Source organism: Aminobacter sp. MSH1 (assembly GCF_003071665.1).
In the GTDB taxonomy this organism is placed as follows: domain Bacteria; phylum Pseudomonadota; class Alphaproteobacteria; order Rhizobiales; family Rhizobiaceae; genus Aminobacter; species Aminobacter niigataensis.
Genome location: NZ_CP026265.1, coordinates 759,656 through 783,756, shown reverse-complemented (window position 1 = coordinate 783,756; position 24,101 = coordinate 759,656). Strand labels below are relative to the sequence as shown.

17 protein-coding genes and 6 pseudogenes are annotated in these 24,101 nt (G+C 58.5%); 16 read left to right on the top strand and 7 right to left on the bottom strand.

Going from position 1 to position 24,101, the window contains the following annotated elements; all coding sequences use genetic code 11:
- Positions 1-94 precede the first annotated feature (94 nt).
- The gene (locus CO731_RS03755; RefSeq protein WP_108606008.1) at positions 95-1,009 is read right to left on the bottom strand and encodes a LysR family transcriptional regulator; all 915 of its coding nucleotides are present in this window, start codon (positions 1,007-1,009) and stop codon (positions 95-97) included.
- Positions 1,010-1,249: 240 nt separating this feature from the next.
- On the opposite strand from CO731_RS03755, the pseudogene CO731_RS29215 reads away from it, so the two are divergent.
- From CO731_RS29215 to CO731_RS03725, 6 genes and pseudogenes are all read left to right on the top strand, one after another.
- Positions 1,250-1,414, top strand: a pseudogene (locus CO731_RS29215) (IS5/IS1182 family transposase); the annotation flags it as partial.
- Between the two features lie 494 nt (positions 1,415-1,908).
- Complete coding sequence (locus tag CO731_RS03745) at positions 1,909-2,859, top strand: LysR family transcriptional regulator (protein WP_108606006.1); 951 nt, start codon at positions 1,909-1,911, stop codon at positions 2,857-2,859.
- Positions 2,860-3,044: 185 nt separating this feature from the next.
- Positions 3,045-4,694 (top strand): APC family permease, encoded by a 1,650-nt coding sequence (locus tag CO731_RS03740; RefSeq protein ID WP_108606005.1) that lies wholly within the window; start codon positions 3,045-3,047, stop codon positions 4,692-4,694.
- A 353-nt stretch (positions 4,695-5,047) separates the two neighbouring features.
- A complete protein-coding gene (locus CO731_RS03735) occupies positions 5,048-6,271 on the top strand; it encodes an agmatinase family protein (RefSeq protein ID WP_108606004.1) in 1,224 nt (407 codons plus the stop codon).
- A 68-nt stretch (positions 6,272-6,339) separates the two neighbouring features.
- Positions 6,340-6,939: a HupE/UreJ family protein gene (locus CO731_RS03730; RefSeq protein WP_108606003.1), complete on the top strand. Its 600-nt coding sequence runs from the start codon at positions 6,340-6,342 to the stop codon at positions 6,937-6,939.
- A gap of 83 nt (positions 6,940-7,022) precedes the next feature.
- Positions 7,023-7,754: an XRE family transcriptional regulator gene (locus CO731_RS03725; protein ID WP_108606002.1), complete on the top strand. Its 732-nt coding sequence runs from the start codon at positions 7,023-7,025 to the stop codon at positions 7,752-7,754.
- On the opposite strand, the gene CO731_RS03720 is transcribed toward CO731_RS03725, so the two are convergent.
- Complete coding sequence (locus CO731_RS03720) at positions 7,751-8,662, bottom strand: LysR family transcriptional regulator (RefSeq protein ID WP_108606001.1); 912 nt, start codon at positions 8,660-8,662, stop codon at positions 7,751-7,753. The two genes, CO731_RS03725 and CO731_RS03720, sit on opposite strands and share 4 nt — an antisense overlap.
- A gap of 660 nt (positions 8,663-9,322) precedes the next feature.
- On the opposite strand from CO731_RS03720, the gene CO731_RS03715 reads away from it, so the two are divergent.
- Positions 9,323-10,537, top strand: a complete 1,215-nt coding sequence (locus CO731_RS03715) for a M24 family metallopeptidase (protein ID WP_108606000.1) — start codon at positions 9,323-9,325, stop codon at positions 10,535-10,537.
- Positions 10,538-10,838: 301 nt separating this feature from the next.
- Here the strand turns inward: CO731_RS03715 and CO731_RS03710 are convergent, their stop codons facing one another.
- Entirely contained in the window at positions 10,839-11,618 is a 780-nt protein-coding gene (locus CO731_RS03710) for a creatininase (protein WP_108609608.1), read from the bottom strand.
- A gap of 97 nt (positions 11,619-11,715) precedes the next feature.
- Here CO731_RS03710 and CO731_RS03705 point away from each other — a divergent pair, with 97 nt between their 5' ends.
- The 6 genes from CO731_RS03705 to CO731_RS29210 all read left to right on the top strand — a co-directional run bounded on the left by CO731_RS03705 (position 11,716) and on the right by CO731_RS29210 (position 16,748).
- A complete protein-coding gene (locus CO731_RS03705) occupies positions 11,716-12,630 on the top strand; it encodes a LysR substrate-binding domain-containing protein (RefSeq protein WP_108605999.1) in 915 nt (304 codons plus the stop codon).
- A gap of 91 nt (positions 12,631-12,721) precedes the next feature.
- On the top strand, positions 12,722-13,858 hold the full coding sequence (locus CO731_RS03700; protein WP_108605998.1) for a spermidine/putrescine ABC transporter substrate-binding protein: 1,137 nt from the start codon (positions 12,722-12,724) through the stop codon (positions 13,856-13,858).
- A 124-nt stretch (positions 13,859-13,982) separates the two neighbouring features.
- Positions 13,983-14,828 (top strand): ABC transporter permease, encoded by an 846-nt coding sequence (locus CO731_RS03695; RefSeq protein ID WP_108605997.1) that lies wholly within the window; start codon positions 13,983-13,985, stop codon positions 14,826-14,828.
- Positions 14,825-15,661 (top strand): ABC transporter permease, encoded by an 837-nt coding sequence (locus CO731_RS03690; RefSeq protein WP_108605996.1) that lies wholly within the window; start codon positions 14,825-14,827, stop codon positions 15,659-15,661. Before CO731_RS03695 ends, CO731_RS03690 begins: the two co-directional genes overlap by 4 nt.
- Positions 15,658-16,527, top strand: a complete 870-nt coding sequence (locus CO731_RS03685) for an ABC transporter ATP-binding protein (RefSeq protein WP_245439609.1) — start codon at positions 15,658-15,660, stop codon at positions 16,525-16,527. The genes CO731_RS03690 and CO731_RS03685 overlap by 4 nt, the downstream gene beginning before the upstream one ends.
- Complete coding sequence (locus CO731_RS29210; protein ID WP_245439607.1) at positions 16,500-16,748, top strand: TOBE-like domain-containing protein; 249 nt, start codon at positions 16,500-16,502, stop codon at positions 16,746-16,748. The genes CO731_RS03685 and CO731_RS29210 overlap by 28 nt, the downstream gene beginning before the upstream one ends.
- 31 nt (positions 16,749-16,779) lie before the next feature.
- On the opposite strand, the pseudogene CO731_RS03680 reads toward CO731_RS29210, so the two are convergent.
- Positions 16,780-16,942: pseudogene (locus CO731_RS03680) on the bottom strand (IS630 family transposase); the annotation flags it as partial.
- Positions 16,943-17,023: 81 nt separating this feature from the next.
- Here CO731_RS03680 and CO731_RS03675 point away from each other — a divergent pair.
- Positions 17,024-18,023: pseudogene (locus CO731_RS03675) on the top strand (IS110 family transposase).
- 245 nt (positions 18,024-18,268) lie between these two features.
- Here the strand turns inward: CO731_RS03675 and CO731_RS03670 are convergent.
- A pseudogene (locus CO731_RS03670) lies at positions 18,269-18,367 on the bottom strand (transposase); the annotation flags it as partial.
- A gap of 75 nt (positions 18,368-18,442) precedes the next feature.
- Here CO731_RS03670 and CO731_RS03665 point away from each other — a divergent pair.
- Positions 18,443-19,466, top strand: a pseudogene (locus CO731_RS03665) (IS110 family transposase).
- Between the two features lie 1,465 nt (positions 19,467-20,931).
- On the opposite strand, the pseudogene CO731_RS03650 reads toward CO731_RS03665, so the two are convergent.
- Positions 20,932-21,625 (bottom strand): annotated as a pseudogene (locus tag CO731_RS03650) (IS630 family transposase); the annotation flags it as partial.
- Between the two features lie 101 nt (positions 21,626-21,726).
- Entirely contained in the window at positions 21,727-22,722 is a 996-nt protein-coding gene (locus CO731_RS03645; protein WP_108605993.1) for a GlxA family transcriptional regulator, read from the bottom strand.
- Positions 22,723-22,836: 114 nt separating this feature from the next.
- On the opposite strand from CO731_RS03645, the gene CO731_RS03640 reads away from it, so the two are divergent.
- Complete coding sequence (locus tag CO731_RS03640) at positions 22,837-24,090, top strand: sarcosine oxidase subunit beta family protein (protein WP_108605992.1); 1,254 nt, start codon at positions 22,837-22,839, stop codon at positions 24,088-24,090.
- Positions 24,091-24,101: the final 11 nt, after the last annotated feature.

Below are 24,101 nucleotides of genomic sequence, written 5' to 3'. Positions count from 1 at the left end.
AGCTGTCAATCGGCTCGCCGGAACGCACCAGAAATCCTCCTCTCTCAGTTAAGGCCAATTCTGGCTCACCGGCGCTGACGCCGGACACAAGGCATCAATGTCCGGTCGAGAGAATCTCCTGTACCAGCCGATCACGCGCCAAACGGCGATGGGCAGCAGGGTTTGTGATGACATAGATACTAAGGTGCGGAGCGGCATCGAAACTCAGCAGCGGCGACAGCTGTCCCTGCGCTACGGCATTAGCCGCCAGTCCCTCCGGCAGAAAGCAGATACCAAGCCCTAGCTTTGCGAGACGCATCGCTTCTTCTGGTGAGTCCGACAGCCCGGCAATTCGAGAGCCGAGGCCATGGGCGATGCGGAAAGCGGTAAGCTCATCGGGTTCATCGTTGCCTGTCAGCACAAAGGGTTCATTGCGGAGCTCTGAAGGGTGGTCGAAAGTCCGACCGAACAATGCGTGTCCTCTGCCACAATAAGGTCGATGGACCTCGTCAAAAAGGAAGTTGTATTCTAGATCGGCGCGGAAATGGCGCACCGGCGAGAGTCCGATATCTGACACCTCGCGCAGCAGCAAGCCGGCCACAACATCCCAAGTACATATGTCGATGCCGATCTGAACTTGCGGATGCCTCGCATGAAAGCTTCCTATCGCAGTATCTAGTCTTTCGCAGACGATGTTTCCAATAAGCTTGATATTGATGCGTCCTGCCAGCTGCTCGGCCCGCTTTTCGATTCGATTTGGCAAGCCTGAGACCATCGCTTGCAACACTTCGCAAGTCTCGGCGACAATCAAGCCCTCATCTGTGAGAGAGAAGCCGGCCGGCCCGCGGCGGCAAAGCTTTACGCCCAAATGATCCTCAAGCCGCTTGAGGGCGAGGCTTACGGCCGATTGCTTACGCGTGATCTCTGCTGCTGCCCGGGTCACCCCGCCCGCACGGACGATTTCATGAAAAGTGCGAAACAGGTTCCAGTCGACCCTGCGGTGAAAACTAGAGGTGTCTTTCGTTATCATTGGCGGACAAACATTCGCCGAATCCTAGCCATCGCTTCTCCCACAGCAAGAGCAGAGCTCCCGTTGGGACATGCGAAACTCTTTTCCGTAGTTGTGAGGTACCGACTAATAATGATGTAAATCAGAGGGATCGTCAAGATTGGGACGCAGCACCTTACGTGGATTGCGGGTGCCAATCTCAAGGGCGAAGCCTAGGGGCGGACCCATAAAAGGGGTTCCTCCGTGGGATCGTGATTCACGGTCAGCGGCATTAAGCATGTCGTGAACAGCGGCGGACGCTGGGTCGATGCTCCGTCGGTTTATGGACTGTGCAAGACCCAGAACAACCGTTTCCAGCGGTGGTCGGCGGGCGTTTGGAGCGCCGTTTTCCATGCTCTTGCTAACGCAGGCCGACCTCCGGCACAGGCCGCGACCGTCATGATGAACTGGGGCGCTCGACATGGATGAGAACATGGGCCGCAGATCGGCCGCCCTCGCTCGGCGCATCAGGCTGATCGTTAACCGGATCTGGGTTGATGGCACCGCCTTCCAGGCAGAGGCACCTTGTCCCGCTAAAGACGTAACCAACTGAGACTCCCACTGTTGCCTGCCTGAGCGCATGCCTTCGGGGGGGGCTCCGGAGACGCGGTTCCGATGATGCCGAACACTGCTCCACTCATGCCGCCGATACATCGCCAGCAGGTGGATGATCACGCTCGTCCAAAACCACTTGAGTGGGACGGCCTCGTTACCGAACTCCGGACCCTGGTCGAGGGCAATCGAATTTGAGGAAATTGTCTTCCCGATTATGCGCTGTTGAGATGCGTTATTTGCGTCTTGGAGATCAATAAATTGGTTGACAGAAGGCCAAAGCGCAGCACGGTGCTTGGAAGAATATCGATATCAGGAGGTGGTCGCAGATGCCCAATGACGATCTGAAACGTCGCATGCAGCAATTCAGTCAGCGCCTCGACTGGAACCTACTAAAGACATTCCACGACATTGTTGAAGCCAATGGCATCACCGCCGCTGCCAATGTGGGATGGCACAAACAATCCACCATCAGTCTAGCACTGAAACGGCTTGAAGCCATCGTCGGTAGCAGGCTTTGCCAGCGGGGGCGGGTAGGGTTTGAGCTCACCGATGAGGGAAGAGTTCTGTACGATTATGTAAAGAAGATTTACGAGGGAATAGAGCAAACACAATATGAGATTGACAATTCAAGATATAATATATCTGGAAAGCTCGATGTGGCAATAATCAGCAACTTTTCAAGCGAAATAATTGACACAATATTCTTAAGTTTCAATACAGAGTGTCCGGATGTTTTGATCAGCATTGACGTACTTCCATGGAGTGAAATAACAACACGAATGGTCAACAATGACTACGACATTGGAATATCACCAATGTTGTATAAGCATGTAGACCTCAGATATGACTTCTTGATGAGAGAATACCACAATATATATTGTGGACGACAACATCGCCTCTTCGGAAATTTACCGGATCTGGTCGCCGTCAGTGACGAAGCATTCATCCTGACCGGATCCGATGAGCCGGATACACTCACTAGTTTCCGCCTTAGGCATCGCTTTGGTCAAAAGGTAACGGCGAGGACGCCAAATCTTGAGGAGGCAAGGCGCCTCACGGTTGCGGGCGTTGGAGTGTGCATTCTTCCCGAGCAGTTTGTCGCTGCCGATGTTGACCGTGGTTCGCTTTGGCCATTGCTGGGTCGGACAGAAGATCTGTCGTGTGATGTGTATGTTATAAGTAATACTCGCTCGCAAAAAAAGGCTGCTAGAGATGCGTTCGTCGGTAAGTCGATAGCAATCTTAAACAATTATGCTAAAAAAAATAATTTCAATTAAATACCTCCGTTGTTAACAAAAAGACATTGGAAATGTATAGATCACCTATCCCGAGCCGCCGATCGGCGAACATTGACGCTGTCAATGTACAAAATAGCTAAGCGGTAGGTTTCTCCACGCCGTCCATGTGTTCTCATTAGGCAAAAAGCAGGGTCATCAATGACTCATGGTGGAGGAGATCACGCATGGAAGCTGGAACGCAGGAATTCTCAATACCCAGTACGCCGGGGCTTATAGCCACACATGAAGCGCCATCATACTCCCTTCAGCGTACACTCAACTGGACGCATGCCTTCTGGTTCGCGGCCGGGACCCCCGTCCTCGTGCTCTTTTCCATCGGGGCTGTTGCCTCGGCCATGGGTAATATTTCTCCGCTGGTGTGGATCGTTTCGATGTTCATTGGCTTCATTCAATGCTTCACCTACGCGGAAATATCGGGCCTCTATCCAAACAAATCCGGGGGCGCCTCGGTTTATGGCGCCATGGCATGGGTGCGCTATGGGAAGATGCTTGGGCCGATTTCGGTCTGGACCAATTGGTTCTCATGGTCTCCTGTCCTGGCAGTCGGATCGGGCCTCGCGGCCGGCTATGTTTTGCAGATGCTGTTTCCGGCCGACGCCGCGATACGCACTTGGTCAATCACGCTGCTGGATCTGAGCTATCTCAAATCGGGCCTTCACCTGCGCATCAACTCGACTTTCCTGCTTGGCATGCTTTTGATGCTGACGGTGTTTGCGATCCAGCATCGTGGTGTCCTGAACGCCGCAAAGGTGCAGATGGCGGTAGCCGTGGCAGTGCTGGTGCCGCTCTTCCTTATCGGCATTGTTCCGCTCTTCACAGGCGATGTGCATTCGAGCAATTTTTTGCCTTTTGTTCCCCTCACCCAAGATGCGTTGGGGCAGCCTGCTGCCGGCACTTGGAACATGGTTGGCTATACGACGTTCGCAGCGGGCCTGCTGCTGGCTGCCTGGTCCACCTATCCGTTTGAAACGGCGGTCTGTTATGTCCGCGAGTTCAAGAATCCCGGATATGATACAGTGCGTGCGCTGGTCTATTCCGGATTGCTGTGCATCCTGTTCTACACTGTCGTGCCGATCGCGTTCCAAGGCTATCTCGGCCTGGACGGAATGCTCGACCCTGGCATCTATGACGGCACCGGTGTTGGTCGGGTGATGGCGCAAATGGTGGGGGCCGGCCCAGTTCTGGCCAATATCATCATGACGATGCTGATCCTGTCGGTTTGCTTGGTCATCATGACCGCCATGGCAGGCTCATCGCGCACACTCTATCAAGGTTCGCATGACGGCTGGCTGCCGAAATATCTGTCCAGACTCAATAGCCACGGCGCACCCGTCGCCGCCATGTGGACCGATCTAGTCTTCAATGCTTTCCTGCTCATGTTGTCGGACTATGTGTTCCTCATTGTGCTCGCCAACACCACCTACATGATCTTCGTGTTCCTCAACCTGCAGGCCGGGTGGTTGCATCGGATAGATAGGCCAGAAGCCCCGAGGCCGTATCGCTGTCCCAACTGGCTGCTTTGGGTTGGCGGGATCTGTGGTTATCTCAACCTGCTGATCATGGGATGGGGGGCCGACTTCTGGGGCGAACGAGCCTTGCTCGCTAGCCTTGCGATCACCGCCGGCATTATCCCGATCTTCCTGTTCCGTCATTACGTGACCGATCGCGGAAAATTTCCTGAGTGGATGCAAGCAGACCTGATGGAGGGCGACGTGCTGATGAAAAAACGCGCGGGGCATTTGCCCTATGTCGTCCTCGTCACTGGTGGTTTGACGATCTACATCGGGCATCTGCTCGCCACCTATCAAATGTAAGTGTTTCAATAGCAGCGCCATCGAAGCCGCTTGCTAGAGAAGCTGTCGACCCCGCCAGGACCTGCTCCCGGTGGGGTTGATGCTTTACGTCAGCTGTCCGGCGCCCAGACATGTGATTGTGATTGACCTAGTCAATGTTGCTCATTGAAAAGTAGGTCGTTGATCTAAGAGTATCCTGAAAATATCATTTTTTATGAGGTCCATTCAATTCAGAATTGACCTTCGTAATTGCCACGCAAGTCCTATTTGAAGTGGCGATGTTGTCTTGTATGGCGAGTATCCGACATCTCGACTGTATTTCTTGATGTCAACAAAAGACGCCTTGGAACGATCTATCAACCTAGGAATAAGCAATGGGAAATGGACCTCACGATCATCACCACAGCGGCGACCATAGCCACTCTCATGCCGAGGAAATAAGAAACTCGACGGATGGCAGGCAGGCACTTGATCGACTTTCGCGCATCTCTCAAAAGAAGCAGGAAGAGGAGACTGCCCGGTCGCTTGAGTTGGGTCTGGAGGCGGCATCGTCAGTGGTCGACCGCAGCATCTCGCTGTTCAGCCGCGGCCACCAGCCTGCCTTCGCCGGCATCAACACTTTCATGAAAGTCCCCTATTGCGAGGACATCCGCAAGATTGGCCAATACGAAGCCGCATTCGTCGGCGCGCCGTTCGATTCTGCGACCACTTATCGACCAGGCACCCGGTTTGGGCCCCAGGCCGTTCGGAGGATCTCCGCTCTCTATGACGGTTACTGGTTCGATGGCGGCGTTGACATCTATGAGGAGTTGGACCTCTGCGATGCCGGCGACATCTTTGTCATTCCTGGCAACATCGAAAAGACTTTCGATCAAGTCACCAAGGCCGTATCGCACATCTATACGTCTGGCGTCTTCCCGATCATCTGCGGAGGCGATCACAGCCTCGGCTTCCCCAATGTCCGCGGGATCGCTCCGCACATCGACGGCAATGTCGGCATCATTCACATCGACCGGCACATCGATATCCAGGAGAAGGATATGGATGAGCGGATGCACACCACGCCCTGGTTCTGGACTACACATGAGGGGCGCGAGATATCACACCGCGATCATAGCCACATGCATGATGTTGGCTTGCCAAACTGCCATCCCAAGAACCTGGTCCAGCTCGGCATCGGGGGGTGGTACGGGAACCGTCCAGGCAGCGCGGTCGCCCAGAGGCGTGGCACCAGTGTCATGACGATGTTCGACCTGGAGAAGCACGGAGCAAAAAAGGTGGCCGAAATGGCCCTTGAGATGGCTTGGGAAGGGTGTAAGGCGGTATATCTCTCCTTCGATATCGACTCGATCGACCCAGGCTTTGCGCCCGGAACAGGCTCGCCGGAGCCGGGTGGTTTGATGCCTCGCGAAGCCTTCGAGATAATTCGGACGATCGCGGCCGAGGGACTGTGCGGAATGGAGGTGGTTGAAGTTTCGCCGCCCTATGACGTCAATGACAATACAGCCCAACTTGCCTGCAGAGTTGTTCTCGACACTTTGGGCACGCTGATCGCGAACGGCAAACTTGGCCATCGCGACAAGGCGCGGGTCGGCTGAGCAAGGCGTCGCTTGCAGCCTTTTACTCAAGACCAAATCGATAGTTCTAACGGAAGTGCAGGTGTGTCATGTCTAAATTCAGCATTCGCGCGCTGCTGACTGCAGCAGTCGTTACTCTCCCCACTCTGGCGATGGCTCATCCAGGACACGGTGAGGTTCATGGCTTTTCCGGCGGTTTTGCCCATCCACTGGGTGGTCTTGACCACGTATTGGCGATGACGTTGGTTGGAGTCCTTGCGGCACAGCTCGGCGGTCGGGCGCTCTGGCTCGTTCCCGCCAGCTTTGTTGCCGTTTTGGCCCTCGGCGGCTGGGTTGGCTATGCCGGCATAGGATTGCCCTTCGTCGAACTGGGAATAGCAGCGTCGATCGTTGCGTTTGGAGCGATTGTCGCCTTCGGCCTCAGTGTACCGGTTGCCGCTGCGATGGGGCTGGTTGGCTTTTTCGCCATTTTCCATGGCTATGCGCATGGTGCGGAGATGCCAGAAAGCGCCGTAGGTTTGACCTATGCCGCTGGTTTCATGGTCGCTACAGCCTTGCTACACACGCTGGGCCTTGTTGGCGGCCTTCTACTCGACCGCGTCGCCAAAACGAGGGGTGGCCCTCTTGTCCGATATGTGGGCGGCGTTGGCGCGCTCGCAGGGGTGGCCATTCTCTCCGGCATGCTCTGATCCTGAACAAGAGGCGTCCTGTAAGGGCGCCTCTTGTTCGCCAAAGGCTTTCGTTTGCCAACCGCAGCTTACGAGGAGTCAGCATGATCGAGCAATTCGTACCCGACCAGCAGGACGCAAAGCCATCGCAACTCTCCTTTGAGAATCCAAACGCATTTATCGGCGACTATGATGCTGGCAAAAATCATGTCGAAGAAAGCAAGCGTCTGCAGACCGCTATTGGTCGTGAAGTCCGCTCGATTCGTGTGCGTTACGGGTTGAGTGGAACCGAACTGGCATCAGCGGCAGGAATATCGGTCGGCATGCTTTCGAAAGTGGAGCATGGGACCATCTCTCCTTCGCTAGGTACGCTGCAGGCACTGTCGTCCGCACTTGGAGTGTCACCGTCGGCCTTGTTTCGACGATACGAAGAAAAAAATGATGCCTTCTTCGTCAAGGTCGACCAAGGGCTGTCAGTCGAACGGCGCGGGACACGGGCTGGCTACCAGTACGGGCAGCTGGGTTATCTCGGTTCCGACACAGCCGGTGTGGTGATCGAACCCTACGTGATAACCTTGTCCGAGCCCTGGGATCAGCTCCCTGTGTTCCATCATGACGGTTTGGAGCTGATTTACCTGCTCGAAGGCGAGGTCCTCTATCGGCACGACAGCAAGTTCTACAGGATGGCGCCGGGTGATAGTCTGTTCTTCGACGCCAATGCGCCGCATGGTCCGAAGGAGTTGATAAAGACCCCAGTTCGCCTTCTGTCGGTAATTTCCTACCGCACCGCAGGGCAAGCAACTGACGGACGACGATCAAAATGCCGAAACCGCTAGCTGAGGCAGGCGATAAAATCCTCACGGAGCCTGTTGCGTCGTTCAAGCTCCGGGAAACTTGGCTTGTCAATGACATAAACACCGACGGATGGAGCTATCTGACGCGGAAGCAAAGGCCACAATCTTTGATTTTCTTCATCCGCGGATGCGTAGCTCTCCGGCAGGAAGCAAAGCCCTATTCCGAGAAGTGCGAACCGTCTAGCCTCCTCTAGATGCTCGCTGACGGCAGATATCTTTTCGCCGAGCCCGTATTGTAACCGGAACGCGCGCAAGTCATCGGGTTCATCGCTACCAGTAAGGATGAAACGCTCATTCGTGAGCGCGAGCGGGTCGTCAAACTTTTCACCGAACAGCCGGTGATGGGTTCCGCAATAGGGCCGGTGAAGCTCATTCGAAAGAAAACGGTATCTGAGTTCCGGGCGCATGATTCTGGAAGGAGCCACCCCGATGTCGATCTCACTGCGCATGACGGAGCCCGCTACGTGAGCTGAAGCCATCGTCGAGACAACAAGCTCTACGTTCGGGAACCTGGTGTGAAAAAGGGCTATCGCCGTGTCCAATGCTCCGCTGACGAAGTTGCTAATCAGCCCAATCGACAGATTCCCATGGATTTCGCTCGACGATTCACTGGCAAGGCTTGGAATTTCACGAACCGCGCGCATCATAGGCGCGCAGAGCTCGGCCAGTAGTATGCCTTCAGCGGTCAGCTCGAAACCCGCCGAGCCACGCTTGCACAGAACCGTCCCGATCCGCCCTTCGAGCCGCTGGAGTGCCAAGCTAATAGCGGATTGCTTGAGTCGTGTCCTCTCGGTTGCCTTCGATATCCCGCCAGCTTGTACGATCTCGTGGAATATCTTCAGCAAATTCCAATCGAGCTCACGGGCGAAATCGTCGATAGATTTACTCAAGGCTAAAGCTCAATCTGATTGGAGTCTGCAGGTTCCCAGCGGACCGTGGATTCGCTCAACGATCCCCACACTACACGACGTTTCGTCCAACCAAACAAAAACTTGAGAGGAGGCGACGTTATGAAAACGTCCGGCTTACAGCGCAGTCTGCGGCGCTTCAGAGGCGTGCTCTACAGACTCTTTGTGTTGAGGGCAGGTCGGTTACTGGGCCGGCAAGCGATAGAAGCGCTTTCTGATGATGCAAAAAAATCGAAGTGAGAGCCAGCTACGAACGTGCGGCTCAAACCAGAACGCTTGCTTATCATGGCTTGAAAGGTCTGATCGGTCGCGGAGCGGCGACTCCTCCTTGAAGGACGTTTACGCTGGGCTTGTACCGCGTAAGCTGCGCCGGTCATTGGATGCCCTTGTCGCCGGGGGCGCTCAAGAGGATGACAAACTCGGATTGTCGTCGCACCGAAATGTTCTGTGCTGGCGCGAATCGCATTCGTTAATATGGGAAGCTCATCGCGTCAGGCAAAGTCGCCGAGGGCTGAGGAGTCGTGGCTTCCGCTCTTGACTATAAAGATCCATTATCCGATCATTAGGTGAATAAATTGTCGTAATGCCGTCGTCGAAACTACGCTGTGCTGCATAGATCTACTCTTAGGGAGGAGCAGCCCGATGACCGACGACATGTTGCACGTAATGAAATGGCACAATGGCGAAAAGGAATTTTCGCCATTCTCCGATGCCGAAATGGCCCGCCGCCAGAACGACGTGCGCGGCTGGATGGCGAAGAACAATGTCGACGCGGCGCTGTTCACGTCCTACCACTGCATCAATTATTATTCCGGTTGGCTCTACTGCTACTTCGGCCGGAAGTACGGCATGGTCATCGACCACAACAACGCCACGACCATTTCGGCCGGTATCGATGGCGGCCAGCCGTGGCGCCGCAGCTTCGGCGACAACCTCACCTATACCGACTGGCGCCGCGACAATTTCTACAGCGCCGTGCGCCAGCTGACCCCGGGCGCCAAACGCGTCGGCATCGAGTTCGACCATGTCTCGCTCGACTTCCGCCGCTCGCTCGAAGAAGCGCTGCCCGGCGTCGAGTTCGTCGATGTCAGCCAGCCCTCGATGTGGATGCGCACCGTCAAGTCGCTCGAAGAGCAGAAGCTGATCCGCGAAGGCGCGCGCGTCTGCGATGTCGGCGGCGCGGCTTGTGCTGCGGCAATCAAGGCCGGCGTGCCCGAGCATGAAGTGGCGATCGCCACCACCAATGCGATGATCCGCGAGATCGCCAACTCGTTCCCCTTCGTCGAATTGATGGACACCTGGACCTGGTTCCAGTCGGGCATCAACACCGACGGCGCCCATAATCCGGTGACCAACCGCAAAGTGCAGTCGGGCGATATCCTGTCGCTCAACACCTTCCCGATGATATTCGGCTACTACACCGCACTCGAACGCACCTTGTTCTGCGACCATGTCGACGATGCCAGCCTCGACATCTGGGAGAAGAACGTCGCCGTTCACCGTCGCGGTCTCGAACTGATCAAGCCGGGTGCGCGCTGCAAGGACATCGCCATCGAGCTCAATGAGATGTACCGCGAGTGGGACCTGCTGAAGTACCGCTCGTTCGGTTACGGCCACTCGTTCGGCGTGCTCTGCCACTACTACGGCCGCGAGGCCGGCGTGGAACTGCGCGAGGACATCGACACCGTGCTCGAGCCAGGCATGGTGGTGTCGATGGAGCCGATGGTGATGCTGCCCGAGGGCATGCCGGGCGCCGGTGGCTACCGCGAACACGACATTCTGATCGTCAAGGAAGACAGTGCCGAAAATATCACCGGCTTCCCCTTCGGTCCGGAGCACAACATCATCAGGAACTGAGGGCGGTGTTCTACATTCCCCACGATTGCCCCCGGGAAGCGGTGGACCGGCATTGCCGGTCTACCGCGACCGCGTTGCATCCGGCTGCGCTGCTGGCCAGGGATATCGCCCGCTGGGTGAAGCGGCTGGGTGCGCGCATGACTGCCCGTGTCCCCGAAGAGACGGTGTCTCGGCCGGCATCCGTCGCGGCTTGCGAGCGCGGCGGGCTGACCCCGCCGAGCCGGCCTTTTTGATCCCGTTTCTTGGTAACAATAAAGCCGCGGTCGATGCCGCGGCTTTATTGTGTCAGCAGGCGGAATGCTCAGCGCGGGAATTCCCTCTCCAGCGCCTGAACAATGCCGTCGGCGCAGACCTGCAGGAGGAGTTCGCCCTTTTCCGCTGTCGCATCCTTGGGCGAGGACAGCGTGCCACTGGCGGGCGTCCATTCCGGTTTCGGCGGGTAGACGTCGTAGGGGGGGAAGGTTGCCGGCGCGTGGTCGACCGCGCGCTCGAGGCTGACCTGATGGGGGTAGAGCGCCAGCATCAGGGAGGTTTCGAACACCCCGCCATGCTCCAGATCCCAGCCGGCGAAGCCATCGGGATAGAGCCGGCCGATCGTCGCCTTGTCGACGAAGTCCCAGTAGGACAGGACGACGATCTTCATGTCGTCAATGCCTGCCCATTTGAGCTCTCGCAGCGCAAGGTCGATGCCCTCGATGATGAACCACGAATTCTCGAAATGGCCGTTGACCAGGCAGATGCGGCGAACGCCGTGGCGGGCGAATTCCCTGATGACGTCGCGAAGAGCCGCGACCAGGGTTGCGCCGTCAAGGCTGGTGGTGCCCGGCAGGTGATTGCCGCCGCCGGACTTCTGATGCGACTTGTAGCCATAGGTGAAGGGCGGCGCGACCAGCGCGTCGATGCGGCTGGCGACGCGCCGGGCGAACTCGACCGGCAAGAGCACGTCGACATTCATCGGCATATGGTGGCCATGCTGCTCCATCGAGCCGATCGGCAACAGGATTGCCGTGGTGCCGCCGCGAACACGGGCGTCATAGTCGGGCCAGGAAAGCTCGGCGGCGAAGACAGATTGTTGAGGCATGGTCATCTCCCATTTTGGCTGATGGGCAAAGATTTGAGCCCAACCATGTGATATGAGAAATTTATAATCTTCATCCTCGCATGAGGAAACGAAATCCATGCGCAACATTGTAAACTTCCAGACCGATCTGCTCCGCACCTTTGTTTCGGTCATCGATCTCGGTGCTTACACCAAGGCCGGCGACATGCTGGGACGCACCCAACCGGCGATCTCACTGCAGATGCGCCGGCTCGAAGAATTGGTCGGCGCTCCGCTCATCAAGCAGATGGGCCGCTCGCTGACGCTCACCAGCGAAGGCGAGATGTTGCTGAGCTACGCACGCGAAATTTTGCGGCTCAACGACGAGGCGGCATCCTATTTCAACCGCGCCAAGATATCGGGCGTGCTGCGCGTTGGCCTGCCCAACGATTATGCCGTGGCCTTTCTGCAAGGGGTGATCACCGAATACACGCGTCAGCATGCCGAAATCTCGCTCGAGATCTATTGCGGCTGGAGCGCTGAAATCCTCGATCGGCTGCGGGCGGACGAGCTCGATCTGGCCATTGCCATGGTTAATGCCGATCGCGCGCAATACCTGTCGCGGTCATGGATCGAGCGGCCGATCTGGACGGCGGCGAACGAGGTCACGTTCGATCCAGCGAAAGGCATTCCGCTCGCTGCTCATCCGGAGGGGTGCGCGTACCGGGCGCGGATGATCCAGGCGCTCGATGCGGCGCAGATGCGCTGGCGCGTCGCTTATACCGGGCCAGGAATCTCGGGCCTACAGAATGCCGTGATCAACGGTCTGGGTGTAAGCGCACTGACGCGCTACACTTTGTTGCCGGGGATGCGTGTGCTTGGCGAGGACGACGGATTTCCGCCGTTGGCCGAAATCCGGGTTGGCCTGTTTTACAAGCATCCGCGGCTGTCGGACGCTGGCATCAGGCTGGTTAACCACATCATCGCCCGACTGGATGAGGCGGGCGTCTCCGGTGACCCCGTGCGGCGCCATGCGGAACTTGATCGTCAATAAGCAGGGCAAATGGCTAAATTATCAGAATTAATTTTCCAAATGCATTTGCGCTTCCTAACCTTGCGGTAACAACAACCAAAAGGGGAATGCGATGACCATGAAGGACGTACTGTCGGGACCCCGTACCCGGCGCGAGATTCTGAAGGGTGCAAGCGTATTGGGCGGCGGAATCCTGGCGATGCCGTATCTCAGCCGGCTGGCCTTTGCAGCTCCCGTCGAGCTTACCATGCTTGCCTGGTACGGTCATGCCGAACCCGATGTCGTCGCCGAATTCGAGGCGGAAAACAACGTCAAGTTCAAGCCGAAATACTATACCGGCGGCGACAACATGCTTGGGCTGATCTCCCAGTCGCCTCCAGGAACCTTCGACGTGATTCTTTCGGATGCCGAGTATGTGCAGCAGCTCAACGCTGCGGGTTACATTGAGAAACTCGACCCGGTAGACTATCCGTTTGACGACTTTTTCCCCGAATTCCAACATTTTCCCGGGCACTGGCAAGGTAACGATCTTTATTCGGTTATCACGCGCTTTGGCTTCCTCGGCGTTGCGTACAACACCGATGCGATCACCGAGAAGGAGGCCTCGACCTACAACGTCTACTGGGACGAAAAGCTGAACGGCAAGGTCGGCCATTTCGACTGGCACCTGCCGAATCTCGGCCAGATCAGCCTGCTTGATGGCAATGCCTCGCCCTACGACATCGATGAAGCGGCATGGGGCAAGCTGCAGGAGAAGATGGCCAGCCTGCGTCCACAGATCGGCGGCTTCTTCGACTATGGCGGAACCTTCTCGTCGCTGCAGAACGGCCAGATGCTGGCGATGGCCGGGATCGGCGACTGGATCACCGGAACGCTGGAAAAGAACGGCGCCAAGGTGCGCAGCGTCATTCCCGAAGAGGGCGGCCTGCAGTGGACCGAGTCTTTCTCCATCGGCAAGGGCTCGACCAAGGCCGACCTCGCCAAGAAATGGATCCAGTACATCACCTCGACCAAGGGCCAGGTGAAGTCGGCCAATATGGCCGCTTACCCCGCACTCATTCCCAACCAGAAGGGCTGGGAGCTGCTTGCCAAGGAAACGCCGGAGGAAGCCAAGCGCCAAGGCATGCTGCTCAATGAGAGCAACGTCATGGATATGATCCGCGCTGGAAGGATCAAATACCGGCAGCTGCCGGTGCAGCAGAGCCTTGAGGACTGGAACGACTTCTGGTCCGAATACAAAGGTTCCTAGTGCGCCGCGCGCGCCCATCGGAACGTTTTGCTAACTTGTAAGGGCGGGCCGCTGCGCCCGCCCATTCATTCCGGCAATCCTGCACGCAGCCGTGCAGTCGTGTCTTCAGGTTGGAATCGCCGCGATGCGTAAATCAATTACACTTTACGGACTGACATTATCACTGCCGATGCTGATCTGGCAGGTGATGTTTTTCCTTGCGCCGCTGTTGTTCCTGATCGCACTCAGCTTCTGGACGGTCAAGAATTTCCGCATGGAACCGGACTTTGACACCGTCAACTGGGTCAGGATGCTCGGTCGCGGTGTCTTCTGGGACGCCTATCTGCGCACCTTTGCGCTTGCCACCGCTGCGGCCGTCATCACCAGCGCGCTGGCTTTCCCCTGCGCCTACGGCATCGCATTCAAGCTCACCGAAACCGCGCGCCGCTGGGCCATCTTCCTGATGGTCATCCCCTTCTTCACCAGCTATCTGGTGCGCGTCTATTCCTGGCAGATATTCCTCTCCGACAACGGCATGATCAACGCACTATTCGCCAAGATCGGGCTCGGACCGTTCGGCATGCTCAACTCGGTGTTCGGCACGATGGTCGGGTATCTGACGCTGAGCTTTCCGCTTGTCGTTTTGCTGCAGCTGTTCAGTCTGATCTTCGTCGACAAAAACCTTATCGAGGCCGCGCACAACCTGCGCTGCGGCCGGTTGCGCACGGTCTTCGAGGTAATCGTGCCGGCAGCCAAGGTTGGCCTGGTGATCGCGGCGCTGTTTTGCTTCATCCTGACGTTCGGCGATTTCGTCAGTCCGCTCTATCTCGGCGGAGGCGACCCGCCGACACTGTCCATCCTGATCACCGACACCACCAAGTCGGGCCAGCAATGGCCGCGCGCGGCGGTGATCGCGCTGACCATGATCGCAACGCTGCTAGCCGTCGCTTTCGCCGCGGTGGGCTACGCCTACAAGGAGCGCGGACGATGAACGACTTCAATCGCAACTGGCTGATCGACTGGGCGCTGAAACTCTACATCCTGCTGGCCTTCGCCTTTATCTTCGCGCCAATCGCCGCGAGCTTCGTCTTCTCGTTCAATGTCGACCGGTTCCCCTCGCTTCCGCTCGGCGGGTTCTCGACCATCTGGTACGAGACGGTCGCTGCCGACCCGCTGGTCTGGGAAGGCTTGCGCAACACGATGGTCGCCGGTGTGATCGTATCGGTGCTGGCGACAGTGATCGGCTTTGGTGCTGCCTATACCGACTTCCGCTACAAGTTCTTCGGCAAGACCTTCTATGTCGCGCTGGCCCTTCTGCCACCCACGATCCCGGTCGTCATCCTCGGCCTGGCGATGCTCGCCTTCCTGTCGAACATCAACCTGTCGGGCGCCATCCATTCTGTCATCATCGCCCATGTGGTCTTGTGCGCGCCCTTCGCCATGGCGATCGTGCGGCTGCGCCTGTCGCAAATGGATCCCTCGCTGGAGGCGGCGGCCTGGAATCTCGGTGCGAGTGAATGGAAGGCGATGCGTCATGTCATCATCCCCTTCTGCAAGCCGGCAATCTTCGCTGCCCTGTTCCTGACGATGGCAGTCTCGTTCGATGAGTTTGCAGTGGCCTGGTTCGTCTCTGGATTGAACGAGACCTTGCCGGTCAAGGTGCTGGGCTTCCTGCAAGGCCAGGTCAGCCCACGCATCAACGTCATTGGCACCTTCGTCTTCATCGTTTCGATGACGCTGGTGGTGCTTGCCCAGATCCTTCTCATGAAACGAAGCGGTCCGCCCAAAGCGTCCGCGGAAATAGCCGGAGTACCGCTATCATGACCGACAAGGCTCTCGTCGTCTTCGACGGCGTCGTCAAACGCTTCGGTAGTTTCGTCGCAGTCGAAAAGATGAACTTCGAAATCCGCAAGGGCGAGTTCCTCGCCATCATGGGCTCCAGCGGCTGTGGCAAGACCACGACGCTGCGCATGCTGGCAGGGCTGGATGCGCCGAGCGAAGGCGAAATCCGTCTCGCTGGAAAACGCCTCAACGATCTGCCGACTTGGCGTCGCGACACGCCGATGGTGTGGCAGAGCTTAGCCCTTTTCCCCTTCCTGACGGTTCGAGAAAATATCGAGTTCAGCCTGCGCATGCGCGGCGTGGAAAAGACCGAACGGCGCCAGCGCGTCGACAAGTGGCTGGAACGCATGCAGATCACCGAGTTCGCCGATCGCAACGTTGCCCATCTGTCCGGCGGCCAGCGCCAACGCGTGGCCCTGGCGCGCTCGTTGGTGACAGAACCGGAAATCCTCCTTCTCGACGAACCGCTATCGGCGCTGGACGCTCATCTCAAGGTGCGCATGCAGACGGTGCTTTCGAACCTGCAGCGCGAACTCGGCATCACCTTTGTCTATGTCACGCACAGCCAGTCGGAGGCCTTCTCGATGGCCGATCGCGTCGTCATCATGAGCCGTGGCCGGATCGAGCAGATCGGCAATCCGCAGGAGATTTATCGCGCACCGCGAACCAAGTTCGTGGCCGAGTTCCTCGGCTCGTCGAACATCTTTGCCGGCAACGTGTCCTACGCCAACGGCCAGTCGGTGAAGATTGCAACGCCTGCAGGCGAGTTCATTGTCCCGCCCAACGCCGCCAAGCCGCTTGCCAAGGGAAGGCAACTTTCGTGGTTTCCGACGACCGGGTGCAACTAAGCAACCAGCCCCCGGCTGACGGCTACAACGGGTTGCAGGCGCAAGTGGTCGGCGAGGAGTTTGTCGGCGCAACCGCCATCATCCATCTTGAGGGCGCCGATCGCATCGAGATCAAGGCGCAGAAGAGCCACGACGAACTCGAACGTCTCAACCTTGCGCCAGGCGCCAAGGTTTGGGTGTCGTGGCGCCCGGAAGCGACGCACATTCTGCCCGGAGAATAAGGTGGAGACCGCGGCAGGTCCTTAGAGTCGTTCAGGTTTTGACGGTAGCGTAACCTAGCGTTCTGGAAATAGTTGGCGCATTCGGTGGGCCCGATTGAGGATATGAGACTGCCGATGTAGCGCCATGTCTCCTCGACGGTTCGCTTCTGGGCGGCTCGCATCCAGTGCTTGATCTTGGCGAAGGCCTGCTCGATTGATGGTGTGGATGGCTCCTGCTCCCGGCGTCGCATTGCGCCATAGTCGGGCTGTTATTGTCCCGTTTAGAGGAGCCATCCATGTCAGAGCTTGCCACAGTCGGTATCGACCTCGCAAAGAGCGTCTTCCAGATCCATGGTGTAAACGAGAACGGTCGGGTTCTCGTGCGCCGCCAACTTCGCCGCAGCCAGTTGCTCGCGTTTTTTCAGAAGCATCCCGCGATGCCTGATCGGCATGGAGGCTTGTGCAGGCTCTCATGACTGGGGACGCAGGCTTCAGGAGATGGGGCATGACGTCCGGCTGATGCCGCCCTCCTATGTGAAGCCTTACGTAAAGCGCGGGAAGACGGATGCTACGGATGCGGCCGCTATCTGTGAAACCGACGCGCCCTTCCATGCGGTTTGTCGCCATCAAGAGCGAAGCCTGCTCATCGGTTCTGGTTCTTCACCGCACGCGGGACTTTCTGGTTCGCCAATGCACGCAGATCGGCAACGCGATCCGAGCCCACATGACGGAGTTCGGTATCATAGCGGCGAAGGGCGCGCAGAATGTCGATCGGTTGAAGGAACAACTGGATCGGCTGCCGGAAGCGGCTCGGATGCCTGTGAGCCTGCTCTTCGATCAGTTGGCCGAGACGAACACGCGGATCGAGCGGCTGACCGACGAGATCCACGAGCAAAGCGAGACAAGCCAGCGTCTGGCTACGATCCCCGGTGTGGGTATGCTATCGGCGACGATCATCGCGGCGACGACGCCGGATGTCGACAATTTCGGCTGCTCGAGGGACTACGCTGCCTGGCTCGGCCTGACGCCCAAACCGCACTCCACCGGAGGCAAGCAGAGGGTGGGCCGGATCTCGAAGATGGGCATCGATATATCCGCCGGTTGCTGTATCTGGGCGCCATGGCGCAGATCATGCTCAGATGTAGACTGAAGCGCGAGCCCGGATCGGACTGGCTGTCGAGCATGCTCATCCGGAAGAAGACGAAGGTCGTTGCCATCGCCTTGGCCCATCGCATGGCGAGAACGATCTTCGCCGTCCTCAGGGAAGGATCGCGCTACGAGCCGCAGGCCGCCTGACAGGCTCTCGGAATGGTCAGGGCAAAGTGAGGTGATGTGAACAAGCGGAGTCGAAGAACCAGGACACCCCGATCAATCCGAAGCGCCTCGAGCGCGCTCGATTGAGTGGGACCTGTTCTCCAAGCGGATATTCATCAAGGCGCGCAGCGATCCAGTTGCACATTCAGACGCCGTATACATGGCCGCAACCGACCAGTTCACCAAACCCGATCCGACACCCTTGACCCGCAGGAGCCATCCATACACGGGTTGAGGTCGGGTGAGTAGGGCGGCAGGTACCAAAGCCTGGCTCCTGCGGCGCGGATCATCTCTCGGATGGCCGCGGATTTGTGGGAGCTGAGATTGATGGGGTGGACGCCCCCTGACGGCATCGCTGTGCCAAAGTGGTGTCGTTGATCATCACTTGAACGGAGGCGTCTATGTCGGAAGTTAGCATGATCGGGTTGGATCTAGCGAAGAACGTGTTTCAGGTGCACGGCGCAGATGCATCGGGAGCTATCCTGTTTAGAAAGAAGCTTCGCCGCGATCAGATGCTTAAATTCTTTGATGCGCAGCCGGCTTGCACGGTTGCGATGGAGGCTTGCGGCAGCAGCCATTACTGGGCGCGGGAGATCACTAAGCTGTGACATAACGTCCGGCTGATCGCTCCGAGCTACGTCAAGCCTTGTGGAGAGGCAGAAGAACGATGCCGCCGATGCGGAGGCGATCTGCGAAGCTGCGCAACGGCCGACGATGCGTTTTGTGGCAGCCAAGAGTGAGGAACAGCAGGCAGCGGCGATGGTGTTTCGCGCTCGCGATCTTCTGGTGCGCCAGCGGACCCAGACCATCAATGCAATACGTGGCCATCTTGGCGAATTCGGGCTGGTAGCCGCGCAGGGCCTTTTCCATGTGACCACGCTTGTAGCGGCGATCGAGGATCATGGCTCCGCCATCCCCGAGGCCACCCGCCTGATCCTGTGTCTATTCGTGGAACAGCTGCGCTCGCTGGATGAGAGGGTGGCTGTGCTCGACCGCGAGATCGTTCGGCGCGCCAGGGAGGATGCGGAATCGAAACGGCTGATGACTATCCCGGGGATAGGATCGATCACCGCGACTGCTCTCACCGCTCTGGCTCCGCCAGCGCAGACCTTCAAAAAGGGGCGCGATTTTGCGGCCTGGCTGGGGCTCACTCCGTTGCAGCGCTCCACGGGCGGGAAGCAGAAGCTTGGCGAAACGTCCCGCATGGGCGAACGAACTCTGCGCCGCCTGCTCATCATAGGGGCCAGCGCCGCCGTGCGCTGGGCGATGCGGAAGGGGAAATCTGCGGACCCATGGCTCATGCGCATGCTGGACCGTAAGCCGCCCATGCTGGTGATCGTCGCGCTGGCCAACAAGACGGCACGCATCGTCTGGGCATTGATGGCGAAAGGCGGAACTTATCGGGCTCCGGCCGTGGCGGGTTAGTTCCGCTCGGCCGCAAGGTCCCGAAAGTGTGAGAAGGTCAAACGGAGAGTATGGCGCAACGGTCAACGAGACGGGATCGGGAAAACCAGATCATGGATACGTGGCTAAGCACGCGAGATTGAATTGGACCCGCTCCGCGAACTCCCATACGGGCCTGCGGCATGTGGAACGCCGCAAGAGAGGCCGGACACGTCAGCACCCGACCACGCTCCTCATTTTCATAAAAGATTCTTCTTGCGCTGACAGGGGCGTTCTCTAATCGTATCTCCGTTGTCAATATTTTTTCTTTCGATTGCCGCCCCGGGTCACGGTTCTCTCCGCGGTCGGAATAGTCCGCCGCAACATCTGGTACGAAGCACGAGCGCTGCAAGGTCCACAGCGAGCTGACGCGGATCGCGTCACCCAAGGCCCACCGTCGCAGTCGCCCGCACCTTCGCCCGGCGGGCAATCATACATCCGCGATCTTATTCGGATGAATTTTTTCGACCAAATTAGGCGGTGACAGATTGCTCCGACCAACGGAACGGTTCTCCCGAACGCCAGGTGCTATGCAAGATAACCGTGAGCTTTCTGGCAAGCGCCACTCGTGCCTTGCCAGTGCCCGATCGCTTGGCTATCGCACGTGCCCAATCGCTCAGGCTCGACGTCTTCTTGACCCTCGACAGGATCACCCCCGCAGCTTCATACATCAATGTCCGCGTGAGCGCGTCACCGCACCTCGATCCGACCACTACGATCCATTTTCTCCGGATTGATATTGCCGGGGCGTAAGCCCTAGGTGCGCGCCTACGGACCGCGCCTTGGCAAATCGTGCCGGCTCTTCCACGGTGCTGACATATGCGAGGGCGGACAAATACGCCAATGCCAGGCACGCTCATGAGCAGCCGGCACGTGGCGCAGCCTTGTCGAAGGAAGCGACTTGCACGCGCAGTTGGCGCCAGGCGACAAGCATCGGTCTGACAATCAGCGCAACGTCGGAGTGGCCTTCCAACAAAGCCTCGACTTTCCGATCGAAGGGCAGAGCTCGCATGGCGCCGGGCAGCAACCCAAAGGTCAACCGACCGATACCAGCGAGTGCGAACGATCTGCGCCAGTCCCTCGGCGTCATTTTGATCGTTCTTGTTGATCTGCATCTTGAGGGCGGCGCGCGCGTGCCTCGCGTCGAGGCAAATAATATCAAGCCCAAGCTTTCGAAGCCCATGCACAAGCCATGGCGTCATTGGCCGGTCTCGATCCCCATTCGAGCATCATTGCCGGCATGCCGACGGACGGTGACGCAAATCTCTTCTGGGTTGGTGAGGCACTGGCCCCGCCATATCCTTCCGCCGTCTTTATCGACGACGCAAATCACCGTCGTCTTTTGCGAACGTCCAAGCCAATAAATTGGGTCATCGATCAGCCTCCGAATGTGCGAATCACCGGGCTTCAGCACCCGGATCGCGGCACTATCGGTGGTTCACGAGCCGACCGCGATTACCCGATGTCCACACATGTCCATGACGACGATATCGCCGGGTTCGAGCACGGGCACGAGCTGCTGTTCGACATAGGCCCGGAAGCATTGGCCGTTGATCGGTCCGTCGAAGACGCAAGGCGCCGCGAGCCGGTCGACCCGCAAAGCGCCGAGGAAGGTCAGCATGCGCCAGTGGCCATGCGGGGCGAAGCCGCGCAGGCGCTTTCCTCTTTGCCCCCAGCCCCGCAGCGGTGCCATATTGGTCTCGATCCATGTCTCGTCGATGAAGACCAGCTGTTTCGGATCAAGACCCGGCTGCCACGAGCGCCAGCGTTCCCGCCGTCGCGCGACGTCGGCGCGGGCCTGCTCAAGGGCGAACAGCGTTTTTTGAACCGCAGACCCTCGCGTCGCAGGAACTGCCACACCGTGTCGTGCGACACTTTCACTCCTTCAGACCATGCAGCGACTGATGCGGTGTCCGGTTGATCCGCTCCACGATGAACGCCCGGTGCGGCTCCAGAACACGCTTGCGATGGCCGCCCATCTTGCCGGGCGCCACAGAGCCTGTCGCCCGGTAGCGCTGTGACCACTTTACAGCCGACGACACCGCGACGCCAAACCGAGCCGCGACCGACCGGCAGCTTTCGCCGGCCTCGACCGCACCCACAACACGCTCACGAAGATCATTCGAAAGAGGTCGCGTCATCCGATGCTGGCCTCCACTCCAGCCAGCCATCTTGAATCAAAAAACGCTCCGAACCGGAATCCTTTCCGATTCAGACAAGACCAGAACCGCTCTAGCCGGGCCTATGCCGCTTCGCGGAAAACCGCAGGTGTCACACCGCGCCGCTCTCTGAAGGCTCGGATGAAATGCGATGAATCGCAAAAGCCGGTCGATGTAGCGACCTGGGTCACCGAATTTTCGGTGTGGCGAAGCAGGAACTCCGCATATTCAAGTCGCATGATCTTGTAGGCCAACGTCGGGGGCATGCCCACCGCGCGCTGGAAGTGGCGTTCGAGCTGGCGCCGGTTGGCGCCGAGCCGGCGCGCCACGTCTGCCGCCGACAGCGGGGCGGCGATATTTTGCTGCATCAGCAGCAGCGCCTTCTTCACCAGTCCGTCGTCGGTCGCCAGATCGAGCGGAATGCCGGGCTGGGGCTTTTCGGCGCGCAGCGCATCGTCGATGATCATGATGTGCAGGCTCTTGCGTGCCTGGGCGTGGCCGACATGCTTTTCCACCAGATAGGCGGCCAGATGCGCCGAACTCGCCCCACCCGAGCAGGTCAGCCGGTCGCGGTCGACGATGAAGATCTGATCGGACACGGGTTTCAGCCCGTCAAACTGTTCCAGAAAGTCGGCGTGGTGGAACCAGCTGACGCAGCAACGGTAGCCATCCATCAGCCCGGCACGGTGCAGGATGAAGGCGCCGGTGCAGACGCCGACGAGCGGCACTTTCGATGCCGCCGCTTTCTGAAGATAGCGTGTGTATTCCGGGCTGAGATTGGGAATCTCGTCGATCAGTCCGCCGACGACGACGATGTAGTCGTGTTTTCTGGGGTCGCCCAAACGTTCGTTGGGCTGCACCATGACGCCGCAGCTCGACGCCATCGGACTCATCGTATCGGAGAGCACCGTCCACTCGCACAGAATCTGCCGGCTGCGGTCGCCCTCGTCGGCGGCGAGACGCAGCACGTCGACGAAATTAGCGAAGGCGCACAGCGTGAAGCGGCGGGCAAGGATGAAGCCAACTGAAAGACGAGGGGCCGTATTTCTCTTCAGTGAAGGTCTGACGTTGCGTTCCATCTGGTCTCCAGTGCGCATGCTGTCGCATGGGTAACACTACGCTGACGCAGCTGTTCTGTCCAATCTTGCGCCGTTTAGCGATAGTGCGGCCATGTTGAACTCCGGGGGTGCGTCATGACCCGCTTTTCGTTTTCGTCGCTTCTGTCCAATGCCTTGACCGGCAACAAGAACTGGGAGCCGCAGTGGCCCGATGCCCAGCCCAAGGCCGAATATGACGTCGTCATCGTCGGCGCCGGCGGCCACGGCCTGGGCGCCGCCTACTATCTTGCCGAGGAACACGGCATCACCAATGTCGCCATCATCGAGAAGGGCTGGCTTGGCGGCGGCAACACCGGCCGCAACACCACCATCATCCGCTCGAACTACCTCTATGACGAAAGCGCGATGCTTTATGAGCACGCGATGAAGCTCTGGGAAGGGTTGAGCCAGGAACTCAACTACAACATCATGTTCTCGCAGCGCGGCGTGATGATGCTGGCGCATTCGGTGCATGACACCCAAAGCTTCAAGCGCCACATCTACTCGAACCGGCTCAATGGCATCGACAACGAATGGCTGACGCCTGAGCAGGCAAAGGAATACTGCCCGCCACTCAATATCGCAAAGGATGCCCGCTTTCCGGTGGTGGGGGCTGCCTTGCAGCGCCGTGGCGGCGTCGCCCGCCATGACGCGGTCGCGTGGGGCTATGCTCGCGGTGCTGCGGCGCGCGGCGTCGACATCATCCAGAACTGCCCGGTGACTGCGATCCGCCGCGACGCTTCCGGCAAGGTCATTGGCGTCGAGACCGCGCGCGGTTTCATCAAGACCAAGAAGGTCGCGGTTTCCGCCGCCGGCGGCACCTCGGTCGTCATGGATACCGCCGGTGTGCGGCTGCCGCTCGAAAGCTTCCCGCTGCAGGCGCTGGTTTCCGAGCCGGTCAAGCCGATCTTCCCATGCGTGGTCATGTCGAATTCGGTCCACGCTTATCTCAGTCAGTCCGATAAGGGCGAATTGGTCATCGGTTCAGGCACCGACCAGTATGTCTCCTACAGTCAGCGCGGCGGTCTGCCGCTGATCGAGCATACGGTGGCAGCGATCTGCGAGGTGTTTCCGATCTTCACCCGCATGCGCATGCTGCGCAAATGGGCCGGCATCGTCGACGTCACGCCAGACCGTTCGCCGATCATCGGCAAGACGCCGGTTCCCGGGCTCTACGTCAATTGCGGCTGGGGTACCGGTGGGTTCAAGGCAACCCCTGGGTCGGCCCATGTCTTCGCCCACACCATCGCTCGCGACGAGCCGCATCCGATCAATGCGCCGTTCACGCTCGAACGCTTCACCACCGGCCGGCTGATCGATGAAGCCGCCGCCGCAGCCGTCGCGCACTGAGGAGGTACAAG